This is a genomic window from Mycobacterium sp. KBS0706 (assembly GCF_005938675.2).
Lineage (GTDB): Bacteria > Pseudomonadota > Alphaproteobacteria > DSM-16000 > Inquilinaceae > Inquilinus.
Map to the genome: position 1 here is coordinate 21,410 of NZ_VCCH02000072.1, position 21,603 is coordinate 43,012.

A 21,603-nucleotide genomic window follows, 5' to 3' on the forward strand; every position below is an offset into this window, starting at 1 on the left:
CGATAGGGGGAGGACACCCATGAAGACATTTGCGATCGCCGCGCTGGCGGCCGTCCTGGCGCTGCCGCTGGCGGCCCGGGCAAACGACTACACCATCATCGCGCCGGCGGCTCCCGGCGGCGGCTGGGACCAGACCGCGCGGTCGATGCAGGCGGCTCTGCAGACCGAGGGCATCTCGCGCAGCATCCAGGTCGTCAACGTGCCCGGCGCCGCCGGCACGGTCGGCCTGGCCCAGTTCGTCAGCCAGAACAAGGGCGACCCGAAGGCCCTGATCGTCGGCGGCTACGTCATGGTCGGCGGCATCATCACCAACAAGTCGCCGGTGACCCTGGCCGACGTCACCCCGATCGCCCGCCTGACCGGCGAGTACGAGGCGATCGTCGTGCCGAAGGATTCGCCGCTGAAGTCGGTGCAGGATCTGGTGGATGCTCTGAAAAAGGATCCGGGCGGCGTGACCTGGGCCGGCGGCTCGGCCGGTGGCGTCGATCACGTCACGGTCGGGCTGACCGCCAAGGCGGCCGGCGTTGACCCAACCGAGATCAACTACATCGCCTATTCCGGCGGCGGCGAGGCGCTGGCCGCGGTGCTGAGCGGCCAGGTGACGGCCGGGATCTCCAGCTACGGCGAGTTCGAATCCCAGATCAAGGCCGGGGCGCTGCGCCTTCTGGCCGTGTCCAGCCCGGAGCGGCTGCCCGGCGCCGACGGGCCGACCCTGAAGGAAGCCGGGCTCGACGTGGTGGTGCAGAACTGGCGCATGGTCGCCGCGGCACCGGGGCTGAGCGACGAGCAGAAGGCCGCCGTCGCCGCCGACATCGAGAAGCTGGCCAAGTCCAAGACCTGGCAGGAGACGCTGAAGACCAAGGGCTGGACCGACACCTACCTGGCCGGCGACGCGTTCGACAAGCAGCTCGCCGCCGACATCAGCACCACCGGCCAGATCCTCAAAGACATCGGTCTGGCCGAATGAGCGCCGCCCCGGAACAGCCTGCGCGGCGTCGGCCGGACTGGCCGGTCCTGGGGATCGCCGCGGCCCTGGCTGTCGCCGCCGCGGTGCTGTTCTGGGACGCCAGCCTGCTCAATGTGAAGGGGTTCGCGGCCCGGTTCGGGCCCGCGATCTTCCCCCGCCTGATCGGCGGCCTGCTGCTGATCATGGCGGTGTGGACGGCGGTCGCCGCCTGGCGCGGCGACCCGCCGCCGCGCGAGAAGGACGACCTGCCGCCGATCCTCTGGATCATCGGCGGCCTGGCCGCGCAGATGCTGCTGCTGACCACGGCCGGCTTCTCGATCGCGACCGGCCTCCTGTTCGCCGCGACCGTGAAGGCGTTCGGCCGCGGTCCGCTGTGGCAGACCATTCCGATCGGCATCGTCTTCGCCTTCGCGGTCTGGTTCATCTTCAGCAAGGGGCTGGACCTGACCCTGCCGACGGGCCCGCTGGAAAAGCTGTTCTCGTGATCGGGGCCTGACGCATGGACACCTTCAGCTTCCTCGCCCAGGGCTTCGCCGTCGCCCTGCAGCCGATCAACCTGCTGTACGCCTTGATCGGCGTCACCCTCGGCACCGCGGTCGGCGTGCTGCCCGGCATCGGCCCGGCCCTGACCGTGGCGCTGCTGCTGCCGGTCACCTACTCCCTCGACCCCGGGGGATCGCTGATCATGTTCGCCGGCATCTATTACGGCGGCATGTATGGCGGATCGACCACCTCGATTCTGCTCAACACTCCGGGCGAGAGCGCCTCGATCATCACCGCGCTGGAGGGCAACAAGATGGCCCGCTCCGGCCGCGGCGGCCCCGCTTTGGCGACCGCGGCGATCGGGTCCTTCGTCGCCGGGCTGATCGCGACGGCCGGCCTGGCCTTCATCGCCCCCGAGATCGCCAAGATCGCGATCTCCTTCGGCGAGCCGGAGAAGTTCGCGCTGATCATCCTGGCCTTCGTCACCGTCTCCGCCGCCTTCGGCGATTCACCGATGCGCGGGCTGACATCGCTGGCCATCGGCCTGGCCATCGGCCTGATCGGCCTGGACGAGCTGAGCGGCCGGGCCAGGCTGACCTTCGGCAGCCCGGAACTGCTGAGCGGCGTCGGTGTCACCATCCTGGCAGTCGCCCTGTTCGCGATCGGCGAGGCGCTGTCGGTCGCCGGCGGCCGGGGCCGCACCGAGGAGCATGTCGAGGCGATCCGCGGCTCGATCTGGATGAGCAAGTCGGACTGGAAGCGGTCCTGGAAGCCGTGGCTGCGCGGCACGCTGTTCGGCTTCCCGATCGGGGCGATGCCCGCGGGCGGCGCCGAGATCCCGACCTTCCTGTCCTATGCCACCGAGAAGAAGCTGTCGAAGCACCCTGAGGAGTTCGGCCATGGCGCCATCGAAGGCGTGGCCGGGCCGGAGGCGGCAAACAACGCCTCGGCTGCCGGCACGCTGGTGCCGCTGCTGACCCTCGGCCTGCCGACCTCGGCGACGGCGGCGATCATGCTGGCCGGGTTCCAGCAATACAACATCCAGCCCGGCCCGCTGCTGTTCCAGAGCAATCCGGGCCTGGTCTGGGGCCTGATCGCCAGCCTGTTCGTCGCCAATGCCATGCTGCTGGTCTTGAACCTGCCGCTGGTGGGGCTGTGGGTTCGGCTGCTGTCGATCCCCCGCCCCTGGCTGTATGGCGGCATCCTGGTGTTCGCCACGCTGGGCACGATCGGGTCCAACCCGTCATCGTTCCAGCTGGGGCTGCTGCTGGCCTTCGGCCTGCTCGGCTACATGCTGCGGCGCTTCCACTACCCGATCGCGCCGGTGGTGGTCGGCTTCATCCTGGGGCCGATGGCGGAGCTGCCGCTGCGCCGGGCACTGCAGAACAGCCGCGGCGACCCGATGATCCTGGTGTCCTCGCCGATCTCGATCACCCTGCTGGCCATCACCGTGTTGGTCGTGGTGGTGCCGCTGGTGCTGCGCCAGATGGGCAAGGGCCGCATCCTGGCGCAGCTGGCGGCCGAAGAGGACTGAGCGCCTACCCCTGCCCCGCCGCGATCCTCTGCCAGATCGCGAGCGGCGTCGCCGGCATGTCGATGTGGCGGATGCCCAGGCCGGACAGCGCGTCAACCACGGCGTTCATCACCGCCGGCAGCGATCCGGCGCAGCCGGCCTCGCCGCAGCCCTTGGCGCCCAGCGGGTTGGTCGCGGTCGGCTGCGGCCGGCTCTCGAAGGTGAAGACCGGCGGGGCGTCCGCGGCGCGCGGCATCTGGTAATCGACGAAGGAGCCGGTGGTCAGCTGGCCCTCGCCGTCGTAGACGGTGCGCTCCATCAGCGCCTGGCCGACACCTTGCATGACACCGCCATGCAGCTGGCCCTCGACCAGCAGCGGGTTCACCACCGTGCCGAAATCATTGACCATGACATAGCGCACCACTGCGGTGTTGCCTGTGTCCGGATCGATCTCGACCTCGGCGACGTGGCAGCCATTCGGATAGGCCGACGGCGCCTGCTTGAAGACGTGGTCGACATCGAGCGAATCCGGCACGTCCGGCGGCAGCTGCAGCCCTGCGGTCAGCCGGCCGGTCAGCTCCATCAGGCCGATGCCGCGGTCGGTGCCGGCCACGGTGAAGCGGCCGTTGCGAAACTCGACGTCGAAGGCGCCGGCCTCCAGCAGGTGGCCGGCGATCTGGCGGCCCTTCTCGATCACCAGCTCGCCCGCCTCCAGGATCGCGGCGCCGCTGGCCATGATCGATTTCGAGCCGCCGGTGCCGCCGCCCGCGATCAGGCGATCGCTGTCGCCCTGGACCAGGCGGATGCGGTCGAGTGGGATGCCGAGCTTCGAATGCAGCACCTGGGCGAAGGGCGTCCAGTGCCCCTGGCCGTAATCGAGCGTGCCGGTGACGATGGTGACGGTGCCGTCCGGCTCGAAATGCAGGCCGCCCATCTCGTTCGCCGGCGGCGCCGTGACCTCGAGATAGCAGCCGATGCCGCGGCCGCGCAGCTTGCCGCGGGCGGCGCTGTCCTCGCGGCGGGCGACGAAGCCGTCCCAATCCGCAGCAGCGACGGCGCGGGCCAGCAGGCCCGGGAAGTCGCCGCTGTCATAGGCTGTTCCCGCCGGGGTCTTCCAGGGGAACTGGTCCGGCGCCACCATGTTGCGGCGGCGCAGCTCGACCCGGTCGAGACCCATCTCCGCGGCCGCCGTGTCGATCAGCCGCTCCATGTAGTAGTTGCCTTCCGGCCGCCCGGCGCCGCGATAGGCACCGATCGGCACGGTGTTGGTGACGGCGCAGATCGTGTTCACCTCGACCAGCGGCGTGCGGTACATGCCGATCGAGTTCTTGGCGATGTTGAGCGTCGTCATCATCGGGCCGACCTGAGACACATAGCCCCCGAGGTTGCCGTAGCCGGTGAAGCGGGTGGCGAGGAAGCGGCCCTCGGCATCGAGCGCCAGCTCGCCCACCACCTCCATGTCGCGGCCGTGATGGTCGGAGACGAAGCTGTCGGAGCGCTGGTCGGTCCACTTCACCGGCCGGCCGAGCGCCCGGGCGGCGTGCAGCAGGCAGACATATTCCGGGAACACCGCGCCCTTCATGCCGAAGGAGCCGCCGACATGGCCGGTGATCAGGTGGATCCGGTCGGGCGGCAGGCCCATCGCCTCGGCCAGATTGTTGCGCTTGCCGAACACGCCCTGGCTCGGCGCATGGACGGTGAAGCGGCCGGTTTCGGAATCGTAGGCAACCACCGCCGCGCGCGGCTCCATGGCGTTGACGACGACGCGGTTGTTGAGGATCTCCAGCCGGGTGACATGCGCCGCCCTGGCAAAGGCCTCGGCGACCTTCTCCGCATCGCCGAAGTGATAGTCGAGCACCAGGTTGCCGGGCGCGTCGTCATAGAGCAGTGGCGCCCCGGGCGCCACCGCCTCCGCCACGCGCGTCACAGCCGGCAGCGGGTCGATGTCGAGCGCGACGGCCTCGGCCGCGTCGCGGGCCTGATGCGCGGTCTCGGCGATCACCACCGCGACCGGGTCGCCGACGAAGCGCACCTTGCCCGAGGCCAGGGCGTGGCGCAGCGGCGTCGTCATCGGCGTGCCGTCGCGGTGCTGGAACGCAATCACGCATTTCAGCGGCCCGTAGCCCATCGGCGCGAGGTCGGACGCGGTGTAGACCGCCAGCACGCCGGGCATGGCGCGGGCCGCCTCGGCGTCGATGCCGGCGATCACGCCATGGGCATGAGGGCTGCGCACGAAGGCGGCATAGGCCTGGCCGGGCAGGCTGACATCGTCGGTGTAGCGGCCTTCGCCGCGGAGCAGGAGCGGGTCCTCCATCCGCGACACCGGCTGGCCGATGCCGAACTGCAGGGCGGCGGAATCCTCGGCCTTGAAGAGATCGTTCATCGGCGAAGCCTCGATCGCTGCGGAGGGAGCCGAGGCGTCACGCTCGATGGCGAGGCGTCTGCCGTGGCTCTCGAGAAGGGTGAAATTCAGACTAGGGGCGGGGCCAGGGATGGGAGAGGCGCCGTTTCGGCAACGCTCCCCCCGGCTGGGCGCAGGCCTCGCCAGCATAGGAGCCCGGCCGGGCCGGATTCCAGCCCGAATTTCGATCCCGCTACCTGGAAAGCTGCTGAGCGATCTCGCCGATGCGGGCCTCCGCATCGGTGACGACGCGGAACTCGACCCTGCGCGACCGGTCGGACTCCTCGGCGCCGCCGCGGTCCAGCACCGGGCGGCTCGAGGACATGCCCACCGCGACGAGCATATGCCTCGCCCAGCCCTCGACAGGCGCGATGTCCCGGAGCCCCAGGCAGTATTCCAGCACCGATCGCGTCCGCTCCTGCGACAGCCCCATATTGAGGAAATAGGCTTCTCTCGCGGGGGTGCTCTGCCGCCATTCCGAGGAGGTGTGCCCCTCGATCCGGATCTCCGCGATCGCGTCGCGTCGCTCGTTCAGCAGCCGCAGGAATCGTGGGCAGAAATCCGCGAGAGTGCCCTTGAATGCCGGCGTCAGGCTGGCGCGGCCCTGGTCGAACAGCACGTCGGGGGACAGGAAGCGGAACACGGATCCGTCATCATCGATCTCCGCATTCCAGCGCGACAGGTCCTTGCCGAACTCCCCCTTCAGCGCCTGCCCGATCCTGCGGTTCGAATCCTGCCAGGAATCGGTGATGCTGCGGACCGTGTCGACCAGATCCGCATTCTTGGCAATTCGGGCGATGTCGTCGGCCGTGATTTCGCCGTTCCGCTTCTTGGCCGCAATCCCCCGCACCAACTCGACGAAGTCGTCGATCTCCTTCTTGTCCATCCCGGCGGTGGCTTCGAGAAGCGGCCGGGCCTCCTCCTTCTCCGCCAGCAGCGCGGCGATCCTCTCGTCCCGGCTCTGCACCGCCTCTTCGAGGGCGCTGATGCGCTTGAGCACGTCCCGCACGCTGTCCTGCGACCCGGCGTCGACCAGCATCCGCTGCATCTCCTTCAGCGCCGCCCGGTCGCCGGACTGGCGCGCCAGGAACAGAGCCAGGGACAGGACCAGAACGAACGACAACAGCAGGAAGAACTCGGCCACGGTCAGGCCCAGGATCACGCCGCGGCGGTAGGATCGGCGATCCGAAAGCGGCAGGCTCGGCCGAGGCTGGTCAGTCGTCATGAACGCGACCACCAGCTCCTGGGCGCCGCCGGTTCGCCTGGAGAGTCCCCTTCCGCATCAGCGCCGCGGATGCCGGTCTCCGCCCGCGGCCGCTGATCGATACGGGCCCCGAGTTCGCGAAGGGCCTGCGCGATCGCCGCCGCGTCCTCGCGTCCGGCCGCGCGGACGACGCCCATCGCCTCGGAATGCTGGGCCATCGTGTCGCGAAGCCGCCCCAGATCCGTCCGCAGCAGCGTGAGCTGAGTCACGAGAGTGCCGGACGCATCGAGCGCCTGGCTGTGCGCGCGGCCGGTTTCCTCGGCAAAGCGATCGGCCAGCGAGCCCGCGCGCCGCGATGAATCATCCAGTGATTTGGTGAACGAACCCGCGGCCTTCCTGACCTCGGCGGCAGATGTGGACAGCTGCTGGGCCAGTTCCTCGGCACGGGACCGGAGCGCTTCCGTCGCCCGCCCGATATCCTGAGCCCCGCTGGCGAGCGGTGCCGCCAGGTCGACCGAGACCCGCTCGGCGACGGAGCGGACTTCCGCTCCGATCGTGTGGCTATAGTGCTCCAGCACCTCGCCCTGATGCCTGACCGTGAGCTCGGCCCCCTCCCGGAGGATCTGGGTCATCTCCGTCCGGAAATCGTTGAACTGAAGGACGATCCCCCGGAATTCGCCCTTGAGGCGTGCCGCCGCGTCGACCAGCTCGAGCCGGGCCTCGCGCTCGACCTCGACCGGATCGCGCCGGATCTGGCTCACCATGACCCGGAGAAAGATCCCCAATATCGTGGACAGCAAGGCAATGCCGAAATTCGAGAGCAGATCCTCGATCAATCGGTCGTCCTGGACAGATGCCACTTGATAAAGCGCCATCCCCAGGCTGGTCAAGGTATACAGGAAGCCCAGATAATAAACATTGTCGGCCACGATATCTTCACGGATTTGCGCGATCTGCACAGTCAGGCAGATCGAAACATACCCGACCATGCAGAACACGATGCCAAGGCTGATCATCCATTGCTTCGCGTCGTAAAGCTTGAGACCGATGATCAGCCCGACTCCCAGCACGAAGGCGCCTGCAAACAGGACCTTGTCGGCCACGCCGGAGACCTGGGTCTGGAAAGCGCGGCGCGGCTGCGCCGACAGGCCGTGAGTCATCCGAATATCCTCACAATTCTGGCTACGCTGGCGCCGTCGGCGGCGAAGAAATCCGTCCAGAACTCGATTAGGTCTGCGTTCTGGCGCCGCTCCTGATTGGCTCGGGCGATGTACAATATGTCGACGTCGACGTCCCTGAGATCGCTCTTCAGGGACCGGTAGGCACCCGTCTTTGCGAATTCGGCGAAGCTCTTGTTGCCATTGTACTGCGAGAAACTGCGGCTGTATTGAAGCATGTCGGACACCAGAACCAGCCGCTTCGGCAGCGTCTTCTTGTCGGGGTCCCCGAACTCGGCGACGGCCACGGACTGGATCGTCTCCATGATCGGGGACGAGGTTCCCTGCCCTTCCGAAACCAGGCTGCCGAGAAGATCCTGGAGGGGACCATCGAAGGCCTCGTGCCACCGCTTCTCCACCAGAGCGGGGTTCGAGGTCAGTTGGCTCAGCCCCTCCCCCCGGCCGGGATTGCACAGCGACAGCGATGCCCGGGGCGGCTGCTCCGGCGTCGGCTTGACCGGATAGATCGCAACCAGCCAGCCGCGCGGCAGCTCCTCGCGAAGCCCGCGCAACTTGTTGAGCACGTCGAGGCGCTGCACCGGCGAGAGCGTATCCGTCGTGTCGACGAGGACCGCCGCCACCCCGGCAGGACCGTCGGCCGGGCAGAGCGTCACCGGGTCGATCTTCGGGTTGGCGCCGGCCGCTGCCATATAGATCCATGCGCCACCGGCAAAGAGGGCGCAGGCCACCGCCGCGATCAGGCCGGCCTTCCAGAGGCCCTCGGACTCCGATGCGCTACGCCTTTTCCGCAGGCGACGGCGTCTCGCGACCATCATTCATTCCCCTGGCACTCAATCCCCTGGCAAACCGGCTGATCCGCTCATATTCGCCGAATGTCGACTCGAACTCCGCCAGCAGCTCCGCCGTCCGGTCCGAAAGCATGGCGTCGGCCCGCTCGGTGAGGTTTCCCAGCTCCGTCCGCCTGGTCGACGCTTCGGCTTCGCCGGCCACCGGCTCGACCTTCGACAGGGAGACGGGCTTGGCGAAATAGGCCGGCGCGGCAGTGGAACGGTTCCGGGTGTTGGTCTCCCGATACCGCCCGATCAGGGCGTTCGCAGCCTGCTGGGTCTGCTCCAGGAAGACCGGCAGCGCGAGCCGCAGATGATCCCGGTAATCGGACGCCTGGATGTAGTTCCGGATCCGCGACGCGATGTCGGCCCGGGCGCTCTTGATGGTTTCGAGCACCTCGTCCTTGGTGTCGCGGAGCTCCTCCAGCAGGCTTTCCTTCTCATGCGCGTAATCGGCGATCGAGCGCTCCCAGCGCCGCCACACATTGCCGAAGCCGGGATAAGGGTCGTCCCATCCGTAGCCTTCGATCCAGGCCACCGTGGCAAAAGCGAAGCCGACGAAGACGAGGATCCACGAATTGAAGATCGTCAGGCCCAGCGGGTCCGCCCAGAACTGGCCTGCCGCCTGCCGCGTTGCGGCCTCCCAATTGACCAGGCCCGCGACCTCTCGGAAATGCGCCACGAAAAGATTGAAGCCGATCGCGAACACCAGGAACGCCAGGAATGCGACCGCCCCCGCCGTCTTCCTGATCAGATTCCGGTGATTGACCTGGACAGTCATTCTGCCGAACAGGAACGAGAAGAAGATATTGACCGCCGCGATCGTACAGGCAGTGAACACGCCGCCGATCAGGCCGAGCTCGTTCGACTCCATGAAGAAGCTGCCATTGATGATCGACTCCGCGGCCAGCATCAGAAAGATGATCGCCCGCATCGTATGACGCTTGGCGGATGTCGGCAGATGGGCGGTCCGGTCCAGGCGATGGCGATCGCGGAACCGCTCCAGCTCTTCCCGCAGCAGCTTCAGTCTTTCGCCCTGAAGATAAAGATGATCCGTGCCGACATGGACCCGTTCCCGCAGCGCCGATATCCCATTGGAGATGGAGATGTCGATCTCGGATACTTTGCCCTCGACATCCAGGCCGCTCATACGGTCGGCATAGACCCGCATCTCGCTCTCATAGGCGGTCAGTCCGATCCGTCTGACGTCCGATACCTCATCGAGGATTTTGGCTTCCACAACATCCAGGTCGAGGGCATCGGTTTGCGGCAAATTCTCCTTGCCTCTGCGCTCCGCCTCCCGTTCGAGGTCCAGCCGCTGAGCGATAGATTCACTGCTGATCGATGGAAATACCGTGGTCGTAGCGTCAATGTTGCTTGGCGCCAAATTCAGAACTGCCGTCAACGACTTCAGAGGCGACCCCATAATCCGGCTCAAAATCTGCTTACCACATGGACAGAGATATCCCCTGTCAGAGACGGCGCGTCAATCTGCCTCGATCCGATCGCGGCCGGCCGGTCACGGGCCGACCCCTGTAGCGCCGGATGCGGGCCGCCTCCTCCCGCGCGGCGGAGGGACGCGCTTCCGGCGGCGGACGGGTGTGCTAGGTCTCTCTCTCATCGATTGCCCGGGTTATCGTTGCCGAGGTCACCATGAGACGGACCGCCCTGTTCCGTGCCGTCATCTGCGCGCTCGCGATCGCGGCCGCCGCGCCCTCTGTCGCCGGCGAGAAGAAGGGCGTGGCGATCGGTCCCGAGGACGCCGATGCGGCCGGCACCATCAGGCTGCTGAAGGCGCACTGGTACTACACCTGGAACACGACGGCGATCGAGTCGGCGGGATCGGCACAGTTCGTGCCGATGATCTGGTCGGACGGCGACAAGATGGGCCGGCAGGTCGCGCAGCTCAAAAAGGGACCGACGCCCTGCGCCTTGCTGGCCTTCAACGAGCCGGACGGGCGCCGCCAGGCCGACATGCCGGTCGATGCGGCGGTCGAGGCCTGGGACCGGCTCCGTCCCCTCGCCCGCCGCATCGGCAGCCCGGCCGCCGTCAATGCGCTCGGCCCCTGGTTCGAGGGCTTCGCGGCCCGGATGGCCGAGCAGGGCAAGGAGTATGATTTCGTCGCCGTCCACTGGTACGGGGCGCCATCGGCCAGGAGTTTCCTGCGCAAGATCGACGACATCCACGAGGCTTATGGGAAGCCGATCTGGATTACCGAATTCGCCGTCTCCGACTGGGCCGCGCGGGACGGGCGCAGGAACCGCTACAGCATCGGGGCGACGGAGCGGTTCATGCGGAAAGTCCTGCCCGAGCTGGAGCGCCGCCCCTATGTCGAGCGCTACGCCTGGATGGGCGCCGGCGCCTGGCGCGAGGCGACCGTCACCTCGCGGCTGGTCGACGACACCGGCGCGCTGACCGCCCTCGGCCGGATCTATGCCGAGTTCGACGGGAATGCCGCCGGATCGGTCACCACCGAGCCGCCCTGCGCCGCGGGAGATTAGGGCCCGCCTACAGCACGAAGTCGGCCGCCACCAGGGCGGTGGCGCCGGTCAGGATGATGTGGAAATCGCTGACCTTGTCGCCGTCGACGTCGCCGGCGATGGTGGTGCTGCTGCCGACCACGGAATAACGGAGCTGGCCGGCGATGCCGGTGTAGAGCGCGCTGCCGATGAAGCTGAAGGCCTGGTTGCCGGCGGCGACGGTGTTCGCATCGATGGCGAAGAGGTCGACGCGGTCGCCTTGGGCATGGCTGAAATCGGTGATCCGGTCGGCGCCGGCCCCGACCGGGCTGTGCACCGTGCCGATATAGACGAAGCGGTCGGCCCCGGCGCCGCCGGTCAGCGTGTCCGCGCCGCGGCCGCCAATGAGGACGTCGTTGCCGTTCCAGCCCTGCAGCACATTGGCGCCCGTGTCCCCGGCCAGCTGGTCGCTGCCCTGGCCGCCACTGAGGTTCTCGATGCCGGACAGGGTGTCGCCCTGGGCCTCGCCGCCGCTGCCCTTGCCGGTGGAGAGATCGACCACGACTCCCGTCGTGCCGCTGTAATAGCTGGCAGTGTCGATGCCAGCGCCGCCGGCCAGCACATCCGCCCCTGCCCCGCCCCGGAGCACGTCGTTGCCGTTCCAGCCCTGCAGCGTGTTGGCCCCGGCATTGCCGGTGAGCGTGTCGTTGCCCTGGCTGCCGGAGAGGGTCTCGATCCCGATCAACGTGTCGCCCTGGGCGTCGCCGCCGACGCCGGCGCCGCCGGCGAGGCTGACGGTGATTCCGACCGAGCTCTCATAGTAGCTGGCGGTGTCGATGCCGGCGCCACCGTCGAGCGCATCGGCCCCTGCCCCACCCCGGAGCACGTCGTTGCCGGCGCCACCGCGCAGGTCGTCCTTGCCCGCATCGCCCGCCAGGGTATCGGCGAAGGCGGTGCCGGTGATGCGGTCGTCGCCGCCGAAGCCGCGCCAGGTGCCGGGGATCACCGCCGCGATCACGTCGTTGGCGCCGGTGCCCTGGCCGAGGACCGTGGCGAAGACGTCTTCCTCGACCAGAGCGCCGCCGTGCCAGCTGACGACGATGCCGCCGTCGCGCAGCTTGATGGCGCCGAGGTTGCCCATGTCCTCATAGACGAATTCCGAGATGTAGAAGACGTCGCTCGTCGGCCGGCCGGCGGCGTCGTAGGTGCGGCCGTTCGCCCCGTAATAGTCGTAGGGGAACTCGCTGACGTCGGCCGACCACGAGGCGTAGGTCACCAGGAAGCCGCCGCCCGGCAGCGCCAGGACCTCGCCGAGATACTGGCCCTCGGTCATGTCGGTGTTGACCTGCACCGGCGCGGTCAGGGCATGGCCCATGCTGTCATAGGTGCGCAGCCACACATCGGTGTTGTCGAGATCCGCGTCGTCCCGCTTGGTCCAGGCCACGGCATAGCCGCCGCCATCCAGGCTCGTGATGCGCGGAGACGTGTTGTCGTCGAGCCCCGCCAGGGTCGACACCAGGCTCCGCGCGCCGACCGCGTGGCCCGCGGCGTCGTAGCGCTGGGTGTAGATCTGCCGGCCGTTGTAGCTCTCCGGCTCCTCCCAATAGGCCGCGATGAAGCTGCCATCGGCTCGCGGCAACAGCTGATAGCCGGGGGTCAGGTAGCCGCCGGCGAAGGCGAGGCCGGTGTCGACATCGGTGTTGATCAGCACCTCGCCCCCGACCCGCGCGGCCGTGGCGCTGAAGCGCTGGGTGTAGACGTCCCAGTCGGTGCGCAGGTTGGAGGCGACATAAACCATGCGGAAGCCGCCATCGGGCAGCGCCACCAGCTCGTCGAGCCGCTGGTCGAGCTCGCGGTCCGGGGTGACCTGGACCTGGTCGCCGATGCGCTGCCCGGTGGCCGAGAAGCGCTGCATGAAGATGTTGAAGTCGTTGCTGTCGGCGCCGGTGCGGTCGACCCCGTCCGATTCCCAGGCGACGACGAAGCCGCCGTCGGACAGGCCGACGACCTTGGCGTGCAGCTGCTGGTCGTAATCGTCGATCGGGACATGGAATTCGGGGGTCAGCGCCCGCCCCTGCGCGTCGAAGACCCGGCCATAGACGCCGGTGAAGCCGTCGACGTCGTCATCCTGGTTGCCGTCGTCCCACACCGCCACGAAGCCGCCGCCGGCCAGCGCCGCCGTCGCGGGCTCGTCCTGCGAATATTCGGTGTTGGTGTTGAGGATGATGTCGTCGGCCATGTGTCCCCCCGTTTTCCTAGCGACAAACAACTATAGGAACGGAAGGTTGCAGATCCGGGTCAGGACACGCAGTCCAACAGGTCGCCGAGCTGGCCGATGCGGCGCTGGATGGTGGCGGCGCGGCCGGCGACGTAACGCGACGGCTTGCCGGCCGACCAGCCGCGCGGGTTCGGCAGCACCGCGGCCAGGAGCGACGCCTCGCGCGCCGAGAGCTGCGCCGCGCTCTTGCCGAAATAGGCCTGTGACGCGGCCTCGACCCCATAGACGCCGGGGCCGAGCTCGACCACGTTGAGATACACCTCCATGATCCGGCGCTTCGGCCACAGCGCCTCGATCATCACGGTCAGATAGGCCTCGAAGCCCTTGCGGATGAAGGTGCGGCCGTCCCACAGGAAGACGTTCTTCGCCGTCTGGTTCGAGATGGTGCTGCCGCCGCGCAGCCGGCCGACGCCGGACTGGTAGCGGTCCCAGGCCTTCTGCATCGAGTCCCAGTCGAAGCCGTCATGCCGGCAGAACAGGTTGTCCTCCGCCGCCACCGCGGCCTTGGCCATCACCGGCGCGATCTCGCTCCAGGCCACCCAGTCGCGATGCCAGCCTTCGCCCTCGAACAGGCGCAGCACCATCAGGGGCGTCGCCGGCACCGGCAGCACGCGGTAGACGACCGTCAGCGCCAGCGGCGCCAGCACCAGCAGGGCGAACAGGCCCCACAGCATCTTCGACCACCAGCGCCGCCGGCCCCACCAGCGGCCGAGCGCGCCGGGCAAGGCGAGGCGCGGCAGAGGCAGGCGCGGCAGCCGCCAGCGGGACGCCCGGCGCCGCGCCGCCCGCGCCATCCTAACGCAGCCAGCGATGCAGCCGGTCCGCCGCCTCGGCCATCTCCCCGGTCGCGCCGGCGAAGGAGAAGCGCATGGTGGCGTGGCCGCGCACCGGGTCGAAATCGACGCCCGGCGTCGCCGCCACCCCGGTCTCCGCCAGCATGCGCCGGCAGAACTCGACGCTGTCGTTGGTCAGGTGGCCGATCTCGGCATAGAGGTAGAAGGCGCCATCGGCCGGGGCCAGGCGGTCGAAACCGGCACGCGGCAGCGCCTCCAGCAGCAGGCTGCGGTTGCGGGCGTAGCGGGCGACGTTGCGGTCCAGCTCCTCGCCGCAATCGAAGGCGGCGACGGCCGCATATTGCGACAGGGTCGGCGGCGAGATGGTGAGGTTCTGCGCCAGGCATTCGACCGGCCGCAGCAACTCCTCCGGCAGCACCAGCCAGCCCAGCCGCCAGCCGGTCATCGAATAGTATTTCGAGAAGCTGTTGACGATGATGGCGCTGCCGCTGGTCTGCAGCGCCGTCGCCGTGCCCATGCCGTAGGTGATGCCGTGGTAGATCTCGTCCGACACCAGCCGGATCGACTTGGCCTCGCAATAGGCGGTCAGATCGGCCAGCGCCTCGGGCGACAGCATGGTGCCGGTCGGGTTCGCCGGGCTGGCGATGATCAGCCCGGCGAGCTTGCCGCCATGCTTCTCCAGCAGCTCCGGCGTCGGCTGGTAGCGGGTGTCCGGCCCGGCCGGGATCTCCACGACCTCGATGCCCAGGGCCGTGAGGATGTTGCGGTAGGCGGGATAGCCCGGCGCCGCCAGCGCCACCCGGTCGCCGACGTCGAAGGCGGCCAGGAAGGCCAGCAGGAAGGCGCCGGACGAGCCGGTGGTGACCACCACCTGCTGCGGCGCCACCGTAGTGCCGTAGGCCCGGCCGTAGTGGTCAGCGATGGCCTGGCGCAGCGGCGGGATGCCCAGCGCCACGGTGTAGCCGATCTTGTCGTCGCGCAGCGCCGCCTGCGCCGCTGCCAGCACGCCGGCCGGCGCCGGGGTGCTGGGCTGGCCGACCTCGAGATGCAGCACGTCGCCATGCGTCTTCTCGCGCGCCGCGGCGGCAGTCATTACATCCATGACGATGAAGGGCGGCACCTGGCCGCGGCGGGAGATCTTCATGACGGGTGGGTCTCGGCAACGGTCTGGACGGGCACTGCGCCACCGGGTCGACACAGTCGGCTTCTAGCGTGATGATCCATCGGAACGGATCGCCGGCACGGGGGGAGCGGAGCGTTGGGACGGGTCATTCGGATCTTGGTGCTGGCCCTGGCGGCGGTCATCGTCGGACCGCTCGCGGCGGCCCAGGCGCAACGCATTCCGGTGGTCCGCGACGCCGAGATCGAAACTAGCATCCACAAGATGCTGACGCCAATCTTCCGGGCGGCCGGGCTGAACCCGGAGGCGGTCACCATCTTCCTGGTCAATGACGACGACGCCAACGCCTTCGTCGCCGGCGGCCAGAACATCTTCGTCAACACCGGGCTGATCCTGGAGACCCGCAGCGCCGGCGAGCTGATGGCCGTGCTGGCGCATGAGACCGGCCATATCGCCGGCGGCCATCTGGTGCGCGGCGCGGAGCAGATGGAGCGCAACCGGCTGATCGCCACCATCGGGTCGCTGCTGGGCGCCGCCGCCGGGGCCGCGTCCGGGCGCGGCGACGCCGGCATGGCCGGCGTCATAACCGCCCAGGACATGGCCCGGCAGAACATGGTCAACTTCACCCGCGGGATCGAGAGCTCAGCCGACCAGGCGGGCCTGCGCTTCCTGGCCCAGGCCGGCATCCCGGCCGACGGCATGCTCAGCTTCCTCAAGCGCATGCAGGATGCCGAGCTGGCCCGTCCCTCCGGCTCGGAATACGCCCGCACCCATCCGCTGACCAACGACCGGATCGAGGCGGTGCAGCAGGCGGTCGAGACGTCGCCGCTGCGCGGCCGCCCGATGCCGCCCGGCTATGACGACATGTTCGCGCGGATGCGGGCCAAGCTGTTCGGCTTCACCGAGCCGCTGAGCGTGGCCCGGGTCTATCCGCCCAGCGACACCGGCATCCCGGCGCAATATGCAAGGGCGATCGCGGCCTATCGCAACAACGTCTTCGCCGACGCGCTGGGCCGCACCGACGCGCTGATCAAGGCCGAGCCGCGCAACCCCTACTACCTCGAGCTGCGCGGCCAGATCCTGCTGGAGACCGGGCGTCTGACCGAGGCCCGGCCCTATTACGAGCGCGCTTTGGCGCTGCTGCCGGGCGAGCCGCTGCTGCTGATCCCGCTGGCGCAGACCAAGATCGACCGCGGCTCGGATGCCGAGCTGCGCAGCGCCATCCGCGACCTGGAGCGAGCCAGCGTCGACCCGGAGAAGACGCCGCCGATCGTCTGGCGGCTGCTGGGCACGGCCTACGGCAAGATCGGCGACATGGGCAAGGCCGCGCTGGCCCTGGCCGAGGACAACCTGTCCCGCGGCGACAAGCCGAACGCCCGGGCCCAGGTCGACCGGGCGCTGCAGTTGCTGCCGCGCGGCTCGCCCGGCTGGCGCCGGGCTCAGGATCTGCAGCGGCAGGCCGAGGACAAGCCTGGTTGACAGCCGTCTCCGAGCCATGCCGCCAGCGCAGACCGTTGCGGTCGAATGCCGCCGGAGTGGCGGTAACCCTTGATCATCCCGTCGCGAAAGGCGACTAGTTGGGACATGCTTCAGCGAAAGGATACCCCGATGCTCCGCCCCCGCCTCGCCAGCCTGGCCGTCCTCGCCGCGGTGGCGATCGCGTCGCCGTCGATCTGGGCCCAGCAGAGCACGCCCGCGGTCGACCCGGCCCAGAAGGAGGCGATCGAACAGGTCGTGCGCGACTATATCCGCGCCCATCCGGAGATCGTGGTCGAGGCGCTGGACGCCTACCAGGCCAAGAAGGACGAGGAGGAGCGCTCGGCCAAGGCCCAGACACTGACCAGCCGGGCCGAGGAGATCTTCCGCAGCGCGTCCTCGCCGGTGATCGGCAACGCCCAGGGCGACGTCACGCTGGTGGAGTTCTTCGACTACCAGTGCGGGTACTGCAAGCGGGCGCAGCCCGACCTGGAGCGGCTGATGAAGCAGGATAGCGGGCTCAAGGTCGTGCTGAAGGAGTTCCCGATCCTCGGCCCGGCCTCGGTGACCGCGGCCCGCGCCTCGCTGGCGGCGCAGAAGCAGGGCAAGTATCTCGACTTCCACACCAAGATGATGGGCCTCAAGGGCCAGCTGACCGACGATGTGATCTACGAGACCGCCAAGCAGGTCGGGCTCGACCTCGACAAGCTGAAGCAGGACATGAACGACCCGTCGGTGGTGGCGGAGCTGCGCGCCAACATGGACCTGGCCGAAGCTCTCGGGGTTCAGGGCACGCCGGCCTTCGTCATCAACGACCAGATCATCCCGGGCGCCGTCGGCTTCGACGCGCTGAAGAGCCAGATCGACAAGGACCGGGCGGGCTAAGGCCCTCGCCGGGGCAGCGCCACCTCGTCATCGATCAGGTCGAGCCGGGACTCCAGCTCGCGGATGGCGCTGCGCTGGGTCAGGACCTGGACGCCGAGCCAGATCATGGCGGCGATCATCAGTAGGAACACGATCGGGTCGATCATGAGCGTCTCCTTGCGCTGAGACGGACGGGGGATGCGGATGTCAGGCGGCGGGGCCGCCCAGCGCCCGCAGGATGGCGCCGGCGATCGCTGGCGCATGGTCGGTGAGGCCGCCTTCGAGCCGGCCGTAGAGCAGGAACACCGCGGGCTGCAGCACGCAGCCGAAGACGATGGCGGTGGCCAGCCGGGCGTCGGCGATGGTCACGGCGCCCTCGCGGATGCCGTCGAGGATCACGGCGCCGACGACGTCGCCCGGGTTGGGCTCGCCCACGGCAAAGCTGGGCAGCGCCCGGTGCTGGACGATCAGCAGGAAGCGGAACAGCGCCGGGTCGCGGTCGTGCTGCCGGCAGCAGGCCTCGACCATCGCCCGCATCCGCGCGGCAAAGCCGTCCAGCCCCTCCTGCGCCGCATGGACCTGGCGGCCGAGCGCGACATAGCGGTCGGCGAACAGCCCGGCCACGAACTCGTCCTTCGAGGTCAGGTGGCGGTACAGCGCCGCCTCGGTGACGCCGACCGCGGCGGCGATGTCGCGCACCGAGGTGCCCTCGACCCCACGCTCGGCGAACAGGCGGATGGCCGCCTCCTCGATCCGCGCCCTCGTCTCCCTGCCCTTGCCGGCCATGCCGCGACTCAAGAAGTTAGTGATCGTTAACTAACTATGATGAGATGGGCGGAGATGTCAATGCCTCGCAAGGAGCCGCTCTTACACCCCGAGCACCGCGGTGCGCAGGATCCGGACCAGCAGGAACAGGGCGGTGAAGGCCAGGGCCTCGTCCCACAGGGCGAGCCGGCCGGGTTGCGGGGCCTCGCGCGCGGCCCAGGCGAACAGGCTGGTCCAGATCGCGGACAGGAACATCACCATCTGCAGCAGGGCCAGCATGTCGGCCAGCGAGCGCTTGCCTGGCAGCGCGATCAGCCCCAGCAGCGCCAGAACCATGCCGAGCCGCAGGCCGAAGCTGGCGATGCGGCGGCGGGACTCCGGGTCGGTGCGCTGCCAGATCGTCCCGGCCGGGGCCGGCCGGGCGGCCGCCCGGGACGTGTCCGTGTCATGCATGATCGTCATCCTTGACCGGCCCGTCGCGTCATCGCGGCCGTGTCGGAGCGCGACCCTGCGCCTCCTCCGCATCAAGTCTCCATACGGGTTCCGCGCTCGCGGTCCCGCTTGGCCCGCGCCTCGGCTGCGAGCTGGCAGTATTCCTTGCGGATCTGCTGCAGCTCCTCCTCGGAGTGCTCCTCCAGGTCGAGCATCGAATTCCGGGCCACCTCGGTCGCCCGGATCAGCTCGTCGAGCTTGATCTGCACCGCCGCGCTGTCCCGGTTCTGCGTGTTCTGGATCAGGAACACCATTAGGAAGGTGACGATGGTGGTGCCGGTGTTCACGGTCAGCTGCCAGACGTCGGAGAAGCCGGCGAACGGCCCGATCGCGGCCCAGACCACCATCACACCCGCCGCCACGCCGAAGGTGGCGGGGTGGCCCGCGAGGTGCGCGACCCGGTTGGCGAAACGAGAGAACCAAGGCGCGTCCTTCATGGCAATCCTCCGGAACGGGACGGATGCCATGACAACGGGACGACGGGCCGGATCGTGCCGAACCGGGGCGGTGGTTCAGCCCGGCCGGTTGTAGTCGTACAGCACCCGGCCATAGGGCAGAGTCAGGTCGGCGATCAGGTGATGGGCGCCGATCACCTTGCGCACCGGCAGGTCGGCCACCGGCGCGTTGACATGCGGCACCAGGTGCAACCGCGCCGGCCCGATCCAGGAGCCCTTCGGGGTGATGTCGACCAGGTTGTAGGCGACCAGCTGGCACACCTCCGGCCGGCCGTCGACGCCCGGGATCAGCTTCAGGTTCACCTGGGTGCGCGACAGCGTCGCCATGGTCCGCTCGCCGTTGCCGGCCATGCTCTCATGCTTGTAGCCCATGGTGCCCATGGCCACGAGCTGGTCGGCATAGGACAGGGTGCCGGTCAGCGTGTCCTTGACGATCTGCAGCTTCGGATGGGCGTATTTCTTCGGAAAGCCCCAGATCTCGCGGCCGGCCGCGATCGGCGGGTCGTCGTCGAGATACATCTGGGCGACGAAGCTCATCTCCTCGCCGCGGAACTTGCAGGGGATGACCATGCCGGATTCGGTGTAGCTGCCGAAGCCCGAGCTGTCCGGCATCCGGATCCATTCGTAATGCACCAGCGGCCGGTCAAGCGGCTCCAGCGGCTCCGGCAGCTGATCGCGCACCACCTGCGGGTCGGTCTCGTAGGTGATGATCATGTATTCGCGATTGACGAAGCGATACGGCCCCGCCGGGTAGCTGGGCCCCGCCGCGGGCATCGACGGCAAACGGAGGACGTCTTCGATGCGCATGATCTCACCCTCTTTCACCGAACGGCCGCGATCCGGCCGGGGCGGTTCATAGAGGGCAAGCGCGGACGCTCCTGCGACAGTCTTTCGACAGTGATGTGACATCGCAGCGGGACGGCTCACGCGTCATCAGCCCGTCATCCATCCCGACCTATCGTGCCGGCCCCGAGCAGGAGACCGGTTGCCATGGATGCGAAGAGCCCCGTTGCCCAGCCCGATGTGATCGCCCGCGGCTGGCGGCCCGACCGCTGCGACCGCGTCGCCCTGGTGCTGCAGGGCGGAGGCGCCCTCGGCGCCTACCAGGCCGGGGTGTACCAGGCGCTGCACGAGGCCGGGATCGAGCCCGACTGGGTCTCGGGCGTGTCGATCGGCGCCATCAACGCCGCGATCATCGCCGGCAACCCGCCGGAGCGGCGGCTGGAGCGGCTGCGCGCCTTCTGGGAGCGGATCACCGAGCGCAAGATCTGGCACTACACCCCGGATGGCGACCTGTTCCGCCAGATGCGCAACGCGACCAGCACCTGGATGACCATGGCGCAGGGCCAGCCCGGCTTCTTCTCGCCGCATCCGGTCAGCCCGTGGCTGAGCCTGGCCGGGGCGAAGAGCGCGACCAGCCATTACGACACCGCGCCGCTGCGCGAGACCCTGGCCGAGCTGGTGGATTTCGGGCGGATCAATGCCGGCCCGGTGCGCTTCGCGGTGGGCGCGGTCAATGTCCTGACCGGCAACTTCACCTATTTCGACAGCGCCGAGGAGGAGATCGGGCCCGACCATGTGATGGCCAGCGGCGCCCTGCCCCCGGCCCTGCCGATGGTGAAGATCGGCACCGATCATTACTGGGACGGCGGCATCGTCTCGAACACGCCGCTGCAGCATCTGCTGGACCAGGATGGCGGGCTGAACACGCTGGTGTTCCAGGTCGACCTGTTCAGCGCCCGCGGGCAGCTGCCGCGCGACATGAACGACGTGATGGCCCGGCACAAGGACATCATGTACTCGTCGCGCACCCGCTATACGACGGATCTCTACAAGCGGCTGCATCTGTGGAAGACGCGGCTGGCCCAGGCGCTGGCGAAGGCGCCGGAGGAGTCGCTGACGGCCGAAGAGCGCCGGATGCGGGACGAGATGGCGCATCTGCCGGAGATCACCATCCTGCACCTGATCTACCAGCAGAAGGCCTATGAGGGCCACGCCAAGGACCACGAATTCTCAGGCACCTCGATGCGCGAGCACTGGCAGAGCGGCTACGAGGACACCAGGCGCACACTGAAGCGCCGGCAGTGGATGGAGATGCCCCCCGAAGGCGCCGGCATCCTGATCCATGACGTGCATAGGTTGGAGGATTGAGGACCACTCTCTCCGAGTCCCCCTCCCCTCGCGGGAGGGGGATAGGGGGAGGGGGTTGTCGATCGTAGAGAGCCGGCCCGAGGCTCGGTGATCCGGCCTTGGGGGCGAACCATGATCTTTCGCGCATTCGCGCGCGGACGCGCGCAGCCCCTCCCCCTGCCCCCTCCCGCAAGGG

20 protein-coding genes are annotated in these 21,603 nt (G+C 68.6%); 7 read left to right on the top strand and 13 right to left on the bottom strand.

The window, feature by feature from the left end; all coding sequences use genetic code 11:
* The first annotated feature begins 19 nt into the window (after nt 1–19).
* The 3 genes from FFK22_RS29905 to FFK22_RS29915 are packed head-to-tail and all read left to right on the top strand — an operon-like array spanning nt 20 to nt 2,984.
* Entirely contained in the window at nt 20–967 is a 948-nt protein-coding gene (locus FFK22_RS29905; RefSeq protein ID WP_138891611.1) for a tripartite tricarboxylate transporter substrate binding protein, read from the top strand.
* Nucleotides 964–1,452 carry a tripartite tricarboxylate transporter TctB family protein gene (locus FFK22_RS29910; RefSeq protein WP_138891612.1) on the top strand — a complete coding sequence of 163 codons (489 nt, stop codon included), beginning with the start codon at nt 964–966 and terminating at the stop codon, nt 1,450–1,452. Before FFK22_RS29905 ends, FFK22_RS29910 begins: the two co-directional genes overlap by 4 nt.
* Before the next feature lie 14 nt (nt 1,453–1,466).
* Entirely contained in the window at nt 1,467–2,984 is a 1,518-nt protein-coding gene (locus tag FFK22_RS29915; protein WP_138891613.1) for a tripartite tricarboxylate transporter permease, read from the top strand.
* A 4-nt stretch (nt 2,985–2,988) separates the two neighbouring features.
* On the opposite strand, the gene FFK22_RS29920 is transcribed toward FFK22_RS29915, so the two are convergent.
* The 5 genes from FFK22_RS29920 to FFK22_RS29940 all read right to left on the bottom strand — a co-directional run bounded on the left by FFK22_RS29920 (nt 2,989) and on the right by FFK22_RS29940 (nt 9,960).
* Nucleotides 2,989–5,346, bottom strand: a complete 2,358-nt coding sequence (locus FFK22_RS29920) for a xanthine dehydrogenase family protein molybdopterin-binding subunit (RefSeq protein WP_138891614.1) — start codon at nt 5,344–5,346, stop codon at nt 2,989–2,991.
* 211 nt (nt 5,347–5,557) lie between these two features.
* Nucleotides 5,558–6,589, bottom strand: a complete 1,032-nt coding sequence (locus FFK22_RS29925) for an OmpA family protein (RefSeq protein ID WP_138891615.1) — start codon at nt 6,587–6,589, stop codon at nt 5,558–5,560.
* Complete coding sequence (locus FFK22_RS29930; RefSeq protein WP_138891616.1) at nt 6,586–7,728, bottom strand: hypothetical protein; 1,143 nt, start codon at nt 7,726–7,728, stop codon at nt 6,586–6,588. Before FFK22_RS29930 ends, FFK22_RS29925 begins: the two co-directional genes overlap by 4 nt.
* The gene (locus tag FFK22_RS29935; protein WP_138891617.1) at nt 7,725–8,561 is read right to left on the bottom strand and encodes a hypothetical protein; all 837 of its coding nucleotides are present in this window, start codon (nt 8,559–8,561) and stop codon (nt 7,725–7,727) included. Before FFK22_RS29935 ends, FFK22_RS29930 begins: the two co-directional genes overlap by 4 nt.
* On the bottom strand, nt 8,521–9,960 hold the full coding sequence (locus FFK22_RS29940; protein ID WP_143956892.1) for a hypothetical protein: 1,440 nt from the start codon (nt 9,958–9,960) through the stop codon (nt 8,521–8,523). Before FFK22_RS29940 ends, FFK22_RS29935 begins: the two co-directional genes overlap by 41 nt.
* Nucleotides 9,961–10,226: 266 nt before the next feature.
* Between FFK22_RS29940 and FFK22_RS29945 the strand changes: the two genes are divergently transcribed.
* Nucleotides 10,227–11,075, top strand: a complete 849-nt coding sequence (locus FFK22_RS29945; protein WP_138891619.1) for a glycosyl hydrolase — start codon at nt 10,227–10,229, stop codon at nt 11,073–11,075.
* Between the two features lie 7 nt (nt 11,076–11,082).
* On the opposite strand, the gene FFK22_RS29950 is transcribed toward FFK22_RS29945, so the two are convergent.
* The 3 genes from FFK22_RS29950 to FFK22_RS29960 are packed head-to-tail and all read right to left on the bottom strand — an operon-like array spanning nt 11,083 to nt 15,249.
* Nucleotides 11,083–13,272, bottom strand: coding sequence for a calcium-binding protein (locus tag FFK22_RS29950; protein ID WP_138891620.1), 2,190 nt, complete (start codon nt 13,270–13,272; stop codon nt 11,083–11,085).
* A gap of 59 nt (nt 13,273–13,331) precedes the next feature.
* Nucleotides 13,332–14,105, bottom strand: a complete 774-nt coding sequence (mtgA, locus tag FFK22_RS29955; protein WP_221938963.1) for a monofunctional biosynthetic peptidoglycan transglycosylase — start codon at nt 14,103–14,105, stop codon at nt 13,332–13,334.
* Nucleotide 14,106: 1 nt separating this feature from the next.
* Nucleotides 14,107–15,249, bottom strand: a complete 1,143-nt coding sequence (locus FFK22_RS29960; RefSeq protein WP_138891621.1) for an aminotransferase class I/II-fold pyridoxal phosphate-dependent enzyme — start codon at nt 15,247–15,249, stop codon at nt 14,107–14,109.
* Between the two features lie 114 nt (nt 15,250–15,363).
* Between FFK22_RS29960 and FFK22_RS29965 the strand changes: the two genes are divergently transcribed.
* On the top strand, nt 15,364–16,704 hold the full coding sequence (locus tag FFK22_RS29965) for a M48 family metalloprotease (protein ID WP_138891622.1): 1,341 nt from the start codon (nt 15,364–15,366) through the stop codon (nt 16,702–16,704).
* Between the two features lie 129 nt (nt 16,705–16,833).
* The gene (locus FFK22_RS29970; RefSeq protein ID WP_138891623.1) at nt 16,834–17,586 is read left to right on the top strand and encodes a DsbA family protein; all 753 of its coding nucleotides are present in this window, start codon (nt 16,834–16,836) and stop codon (nt 17,584–17,586) included.
* On the opposite strand, the gene FFK22_RS43290 is transcribed toward FFK22_RS29970, so the two are convergent.
* The 5 genes from FFK22_RS43290 to FFK22_RS29990 all read right to left on the bottom strand — a co-directional run bounded on the left by FFK22_RS43290 (nt 17,583) and on the right by FFK22_RS29990 (nt 20,084).
* Nucleotides 17,583–17,732: a hypothetical protein gene (locus FFK22_RS43290; protein WP_186002729.1), complete on the bottom strand. Its 150-nt coding sequence runs from the start codon at nt 17,730–17,732 to the stop codon at nt 17,583–17,585. The genes FFK22_RS29970 and FFK22_RS43290 overlap by 4 nt on opposite strands.
* A gap of 40 nt (nt 17,733–17,772) precedes the next feature.
* Nucleotides 17,773–18,351 carry a TetR/AcrR family transcriptional regulator gene (locus FFK22_RS29975; RefSeq protein WP_138891624.1) on the bottom strand — a complete coding sequence of 193 codons (579 nt, stop codon included), beginning with the start codon at nt 18,349–18,351 and terminating at the stop codon, nt 17,773–17,775.
* Nucleotides 18,352–18,432: 81 nt separating this feature from the next.
* Nucleotides 18,433–18,783, bottom strand: a complete 351-nt coding sequence (locus FFK22_RS29980) for a hypothetical protein (protein WP_138891625.1) — start codon at nt 18,781–18,783, stop codon at nt 18,433–18,435.
* Nucleotides 18,784–18,854: 71 nt separating this feature from the next.
* Nucleotides 18,855–19,259, bottom strand: a complete 405-nt coding sequence (locus FFK22_RS29985) for a low affinity iron permease family protein (RefSeq protein ID WP_138891626.1) — start codon at nt 19,257–19,259, stop codon at nt 18,855–18,857.
* A 75-nt stretch (nt 19,260–19,334) separates the two neighbouring features.
* A complete protein-coding gene (locus tag FFK22_RS29990) occupies nt 19,335–20,084 on the bottom strand; it encodes an acetoacetate decarboxylase (RefSeq protein WP_138891627.1) in 750 nt (249 codons plus the stop codon).
* A 183-nt stretch (nt 20,085–20,267) separates the two neighbouring features.
* Here FFK22_RS29990 and FFK22_RS29995 point away from each other — a divergent pair, with 183 nt between their 5' ends.
* Nucleotides 20,268–21,428 carry a patatin-like phospholipase family protein gene (locus tag FFK22_RS29995; RefSeq protein WP_138891628.1) on the top strand — a complete coding sequence of 387 codons (1,161 nt, stop codon included), beginning with the start codon at nt 20,268–20,270 and terminating at the stop codon, nt 21,426–21,428.
* Nucleotides 21,429–21,603: the final 175 nt, after the last annotated feature.